Source organism: Terriglobia bacterium (genome assembly GCA_032252755.1).
GTDB lineage: Bacteria > Acidobacteriota > Terriglobia > Terriglobales > Acidobacteriaceae > JAVUPY01.
In genome coordinates, this window is sequence record JAVUPY010000051.1 from 168,229 (window position 1) to 174,995 (window position 6,767).

Sequence of the window (6,767 nt, forward strand, 5' to 3'; positions counted from 1 at the left end):
CTCAAGGCACAACCGGCCCCGAGGGGATTTCTATTTTTCCCCGCGCAGCGCCTTCTCGCACTCCGCCAGTTGTCGACGCTTTTCCGCCGCAACCTCCGGATACCCCAGCCCCAAACTCTTCAGCGTATCCACCACCGTCGCCACCACTACCATCCTCGCGAACCACTTGTTATCCGCCGGAACCACGAACCACGGCGCCTCTTCGCTCGCGGTGTTGCGAATCATGTCCTCGTAAGCGTTCTGGTAATCCTTCCAGTAGCCGCGCTCCTGGATATCCGCCGCCGAAAATTTCCAATTCTTCTCCGGCTCATCCAGTCGCTTCAGAAACCGCTTCTTCTGCTCGCCCTTCGACAGATGCAGAAAGAATTTCCGCACCACCGTCCCATTCCGCGCCAAATGCTTCTCGAAACAGTTGATGCTCTCGAACCGCTCTTCCCAGATATGCTTCCCAACCAGACCTTCCGGAATCCTCTGCGGCCCCAGCAATTTCGGATGCACCCTCACCACCAGCACCTCTTCGTAATACGACCGATTAAAAATCCCGATCCGCCCGCGCTCTGGCAGACGCCGCGTCGTCCGCCACAAAAAATCATGGTCTAACTCTTCCGCCGACGGCGCCTTGAACGAATACACCTGCACGCCCTGTGGATTCACTCCCGACATCACATGCTTGATCGTGCCGTCCTTGCCCGCCGCATCCATCGCCTGGAAAATCAGCAGCACCGCCCACCGATCCTGTGCGTACAGCATGTCCTGCAACTCGGCCAGCTTCTCCACGCCTTGCTGCAGCAATTGCACGGCCTCGCCTTTGAACTCCGACTTCAGCCCATGCGTATCTGCCGGATCAAAATCCTTCAGCCGAAACCCCTTCCCGCTCTCTACTCGATACGGCTTCACAAACTCCGCCAACTTCGTCGTCTGTTTCATTCTTTCCGTCCCAGTTTGGTGGGGACAGGCGATCTCGCCTGTCCGGGCGAGCGTAGCTCGCCTATTCTTTCCCGATTACCCGATGTTCCGATTTTCCGATTGTTCCTTGAATCCCGCCTTTTCCATCCCCGCCTGCGCCTCAGGATTCTTCATGAAAACTTCCCACACCATGCCCGTCCGATGATTCTCCGCCATGACCATTGTTATTCCAAGGTCCAGCCCCAGCACATCCTGGTCATACCACCCATCCAGCGGATTGAACGCATCCACGAAGCTGTACTTCGTCCACGCCCTCTCGCCGTACCGCCCCCGAATATTCCGCAGCACCTTCACGCAGTCATCGAACAGGAACGGCAGCGAACCACCCGTAGCGCACGGAACCACGCTCCCATCGATCGGCCCCTGCGCCGGAGGCCCTCCCCACGCCGTATACCCCTTCTCCCAGTCCGACGCCGAGATCCCCCACAAATCCTCGCTGTAATCCGGAAACTTGTCCCGCAGCGACAAACAGAACAGCTTGTGCGCCTTCGTTGCCTTCACCGAATTCTCGAAGTAATCGGCATACTTGTCGCGCTTGTTCCGAAAATCGAACCATGCCTGCGAGTACTGGTGCGTGAACAGCGGATCGTTCCCCGAAATATATTCAATCCCCTGGTAGGTGATCTTCGGCCGCGTCCACGCATCCCACGTATCCGGCGCCAGCGAGTGCGTCGGCGACCCCATACCCAGCAGGTAAATCATCATCAGCTCGCAGTAGTGGTTCCATCGTGCACTGAGAAATCCCTTCTCCGGGAACCACCCCATCGAAAGCGTCTTCTCGCCGTTCTGCATCCACGGCCAGTCCACACGGTGATAAATCGTCGTGGCCAGGTCTTTAACCTGCTGGTCGTCGAAGTACTGCCGCGCCGTCAGCACCCCGCATAGCAGCAGGGAAGTATCGATCGACGAAAGCTCCACTCCCTTCGCCCAGCGCGCGCCCGTCTCCATATCAATGAAGTGATAGTAGAACCCGTGAACGTTCTCCAACTTGTTCGCCAGGAAGTCCAGCGTCGTTCGCACCCTCTCCTTGATTTCCTTCGACGGCCTGTACCCGCGCCGGTCCCCAATGCACAGTGCCGTCAGCCCAAACCCCGTCGCCGCAATGCTCGACATCCGCCTCGGATCGCCTTCGGGTGCCCCACCCTTATCGCCTGCATTTGGCGATAGGGTGGGGTAGTTCGCCTTGGCCCGATCCTTCACCTGCCCCGTCTTCTCGCTCGCCTCGTTCCAGAAAAAATCGAAGCTCCGCCGCTGAATCTCGTCGAGCAACTGCTCATCCGTGCCCTGATACGGAGTGCCATTCGGAGGCGTAAAGCTCTTCCTGGTCTGGCACGCCGCTACCAACCCGCCGAACGGAACCGCCGCCGCGCCCATCGCTCCCATCCGCAACAACTCGCGCCTCGTCATCTTCGAATTCATTCTTTGTCATCCTTGCTTGCAGCAGCTTCTCGCTGCCTGATCCTGTGCCATCTTCAGCACAGGTCGCGTTCCACAACGCCGTGTCATCCTGGGCTTAGCCGCGGTTTTATCGCGGCGCAGCCGAGGGATCTTTTGTTCCGCCTTGGACTTTCCTTCTTCGACACCCCGATCTGCGGTTGTCCGGTTGCGGTTGCATCCTAGTTCAACTGCCGCCCAGCCGCCAACCCGTACCGCTTTCGCCAATAGCCCACTCCGCGATTTACGCGCCTTTCCGCATAAATCGATTTAGAAGCGGAGAACATTGCAAATCCTCACTTGACAGCTACTCTGAAAGTGATATTCTCCCGACGCACACTAAATCGATTAATTAAACCCGGTTTAGTGTTGCGGCGCCGAGAACTGTTCCACCCCCATTCGAGCAGGTTTAGGCCGCGGCACCCCACATCCGCTATCGGAGGTAGAACTATGCCCCGTATCCGTCGTCTCCTGCCGTTCTTCACATTCGCGCTGATTCTTTGCGCCGTAACTGCCGCCCACGCGCAGTTCAATGCCTCAATACAAGGCACTGTTCTGGACCCCACCGGCGCTGTGATACCGAACGCTTCCGTAGTTGCAACCAACCATGCAACCGGCGTGGCTTACAAAACCAACTCCTCCCAGGAGGGGTTCTATCGCATCTCTGGTTTGCCGCCAGGGCACTACACCGTTGCGGTCGAAGCGAGCGGATTTAAGAAGCAGGTACTCGAGAACATTGCCGTCGTCGCTGAGAGTCCTCGCGGGGTCGACGTCAACATGGAAACCGGAAGCGCCAGCGAGTCGATTACGGTTACCAGTGAGCCCCCGCCGTTGCAGACAGAGAATTCGGCCATGTCGGGTTCAATCGACACCCAGCAGGTGCAGGACCTTCCGAAATTCGGCAGCGATCCGTATGAACTTGTGCGCCTCGCGCCTGGGGTATTCGGAACCGGCGCTCGGGCCGGCAATGGCGACTCCGTCGCCCTTCCCAATTCCGTTGGACCGGGTGGCTCCAATTCCTCCATTTACCAGACGGAAAACCTCGTGCAGATCAGCGCCAATGGACAACGCGCCTCAGCTAACAGCTACAGCATCGATGGCGTTAGCGTAAACAGTCAGACCTGGGGCGGGGCCGCGGTGATTACACCGAACCAGGAGTCCGTCAAAGAACTTCAGGTGGTGACCGGAACCTATTCCGCCGAAGAAAGCCGCACCTCGGGTGCACAGGTGAAAGTGATTTCCCAGAGCGGAACTAACAAGTTCCACGGGAGCGCTTTCTTCCGCTATCAGAACCCAACTCTGAATGCGTACAACAAGTGGGGCGGTCCCGACGGCGGCGACCCTGTCCGCAACGACAATAAATATCGTCAGTTCGGCGGCAGCCTCGGCGGACCCATCATCAAGAACAAGTTGTTCTTCTTCTTCTCGATGGATGGAAATCGCGCCAACAATCTGGGCTATTCCAATAATTGGGTCGACACCCCGGAATTTGATCAACTGCTTGCCAGCGCTCGGCCTGATGGTCTCAGCACACAGATCGTCAACTCCACGGGCATGACACCCCGGACCGTGCAGGTCCTCACTCCGACATGCACGAATTTCGACAATGCCGGGTGGCCTTGCCAGATCGTTGGCAATGCCATCGATATCGGTTCGCCCACGGGTGCGCTCGGACAGTATGTTCCCGTATATTCCACCAACAATCGCACCGGCGGCGGACTGGACGGCATTCCTGATCTGCAGTTTGTGCGCGTGGCGGTGCCGAGCACCAATCGCGCCTATCAATACAACGCCCGGGCGGACTACAACCTCGGTCAGAACCAGTTCGCAGTCGGCGGCTACATCACCATGCAGGACAATCTTGGGGCCGATTCTTCGACCGGAGCGCGTCCTTCCGGTGATGTTCGATTTAAGCCAAAGAATCAGGATTTGATGGCGAGCTGGATCAGGCCGTTCTCTTCGACGTGGCTGAACGAATTTCGCTTCAACGCCACGCGTTGGGCTTACAACACGGTCCAGTCTTCGTCGACCGTGGACTGGGGCATTCCGCGCGTGGAAATTGAAGACATGCCCATCGATCGCGTTCGTTGGGGCGCCCCACAAGGCGAAACAACACCGGCGAGTTTCGCGGAAAACACCTTCGAATTCCGCGATGTCATGACCAAGGTCGTCGGTCGCCATGCCTTCAAGTTCGGTGGTGAAATCATTCGCGAGCAGGACAACAACAATCTCCTCGGTGGGGCGAGGCCGGTATATACGTTCGCCACGCCGTGGAACCTGTTCAATGACACACCGCTTTTCGAGGCAATCAATACCGATCCGGTGACCGGTGGTCCCGGTTCCGCCCAGCGCTACTTCCGCACCAGCGATTACGGCATCTTCTTCCAGGATGATTGGAAGCTGCGGCCCAACCTGACTTTGAACCTGGGTATCCGTTACGAGTACTACACTCCGCTTCGCGAGACTCAGAACCGGATCAGCAACCTGGTGCTTGGCCAAAACGGCCTTGCCGATGCGCATGTCGCTGTCTCCGACCAGTTGTTCAATCCTGACCGGAACAACTTCGCTCCTCGCCTTGGATTTGCCTGGAGCCCGGCCGCCTTTAACCAGAAGACCGTTCTCCGCGGTGGCATCGGCGTCAGCTACGATCGCATCCCCAATGCTCTATGGGCAAACACGCGCGGCAACCCGCCCTTCCTCGCTCGCTGGGGCTTGTGCTGCGCAACTGCACCGGGCGAGTGGGGAAGCGATAATGCCCTCATCGCCTACAACCTGGGAACATCCAACTCTCCGGATAGCTATCCCGTCAATCCAGCATTGACCATTCCTTTCGGCAGCGATGGCCTTCCCACCAACGGCGGAGCCGTCGAGTTCTACGGAGCGCATCCGAACGTTCCCAACGCTTACGTCTATACGTATTCGCTGGATATTCAACAGGAACTGCCGGCGAAGTTCATCGCCACTCTGGGATATGCCGGTGCCGAAAGCCGCAAGCTCATCCGTATCGTCAACCAGAACTTTGTGTTGCCCCAAGCCGAGTTGAATCCCGCAGTAAGCCGTGCGTTTTTCCCTACCCCCGATGTCAATGCCAACTACAATGCGTTGAACCTGCGGGTCGAGCGTCGGTTCGCTAACGGTTTGCAGTTCGTCTCGAATTACCGCTGGGCCAAGAGCATGGATACTCTGTCGAATGAAGGACCTGGATTTGTCACCAACCAGACCTTCCCGCAGAACCAGGCTTACGAGTACGGTCCGTCCGATTACGACGTCAAACACTACTTCAATCTCGCGTGGATCTATGAGTTGCCGATCTTCCGAACCCGCAACGATTTTCTGGGTTCGATGCTTGGCGGTTGGACTGTTAGTGGTTTGTTCTCCGCCAATACCGGCTTCCCGTGGACTCCGCTCAGCAACTCCTGCAACGCATTACCGAATCAGGTTACCCTCTGCCCGGTTCGTCCCATCGCATACGCAGGGGGCGCTCCGGCCAACTCGTCCAACCACAACTACATGACCGAGGGAGCGAACTTCCCGGGCGGCGGATTGGCATGGTTTACCCCGCCACCATCTGGGCCGCTCCCGGTTCCTGGAATCGGCCGCAACAGCTTCCGTGGTCCCGGCTACAAGAACATCGACCTGAGCATTGCGAAAGATTTCAAACTGGGTTGGACAAAACTGCCCGAGACTTCCAATCTCGAACTCAAGATGAACATGTACAACGCCTTCAACATCCTGAACCTGGTTCCGCTGCAGTTTGGGTCAGCGCAGACCTACATCCAGGATCCGCACTTCGGAACGTCTGCTTCCGCAACCGCCGGACGGACCTTGGAACTGCAGGCACGGTTCAGCTTCTAACTTCCACGATAGTCACTTGGGCGACGGCTTCGGCCGTCGCCTTTTTCTTATCTAGATTTTGCCCCGCTTCCTTATCACAGACAAACTTCCAAGCCCCTCTGTATTCTGATCATGGATCAGTCCACAACGGCGCTCCCACCGGGCGCCGTTCGCTTTTACGCTCCTTCTCAACTCGTGCACCAGCAACAAAAAGGAAGATGTGCGCCTTCCACCGCCCAGGACCGAAACGCCTGGGCTACGCTCAGCACCCTTCCGAATCAGCCGGGGCCTGCCGTTGCTAATGGTTCCCGTCTTTGCCGATTGCGGATGTCGGCTTGCGCGTTGTTCTGCTCCTGCCTCGTACCTCGCACCTCCCGCTTGCGTCCGATAATATGTGGTGTGTCAGGAGGTTGTACCCCGGAAGCGGGGAGCGGGAGATTGGCGGAGCGTTATTGAGGCTAGCATGTGGGCGGTGGAAGTTGTAGTGACGAAGCCAGAGAGACAGGTGAGCGTTGCGGTGATCAGAAGTGGGA

The 6,767-nt window shown here is 57.7% G+C and carries 4 protein-coding genes; 1 reads left to right on the plus strand and 3 read right to left on the minus strand.

Annotated features, from left to right (window positions below; all coding sequences use genetic code 11):
* Positions 1 to 30: 30 nt before the first annotated feature.
* Positions 31 to 927 (minus strand): polyphosphate kinase 2 family protein, encoded by an 897-nt coding sequence (locus ROO76_11355; protein ID MDT8068748.1) that lies wholly within the window; start codon positions 925 to 927, stop codon positions 31 to 33.
* 75 nt (positions 928 to 1,002) lie between these two features.
* Positions 1,003 to 2,385, minus strand: a complete 1,383-nt coding sequence (locus tag ROO76_11360) for a glucoamylase family protein (GenBank protein ID MDT8068749.1) — start codon at positions 2,383 to 2,385, stop codon at positions 1,003 to 1,005.
* A 465-nt stretch (positions 2,386 to 2,850) separates the two neighbouring features.
* On the opposite strand from ROO76_11360, the gene ROO76_11365 reads away from it, so the two are divergent.
* A complete protein-coding gene (locus ROO76_11365) occupies positions 2,851 to 6,255 on the plus strand; it encodes a TonB-dependent receptor (protein MDT8068750.1) in 3,405 nt (1,134 codons plus the stop codon).
* 277 nt (positions 6,256 to 6,532) lie between these two features.
* Here ROO76_11365 and ROO76_11370 read toward each other — a convergent pair.
* On the minus strand, positions 6,533 to 6,767 hold a 235-nt coding region (locus tag ROO76_11370; protein MDT8068751.1), incomplete at its 5' end, for an integrase core domain-containing protein.

Coding starts and splice junctions, on each gene's coding strand:
- ROO76_11355 (MDT8068748.1), bottom strand. CDS start 927: ATGAAACAGACGACGAAGTTGGCGGAGTTTGTGAAGCCGTATCGAGTA.
- ROO76_11360 (MDT8068749.1), bottom strand. CDS start 2,385: ATGAATTCGAAGATGACGAGGCGCGAGTTGTTGCGGATGGGAGCGATG.
- ROO76_11365 (MDT8068750.1), top strand. CDS start 2,851: ATGCCCCGTATCCGTCGTCTCCTGCCGTTCTTCACATTCGCGCTGATT.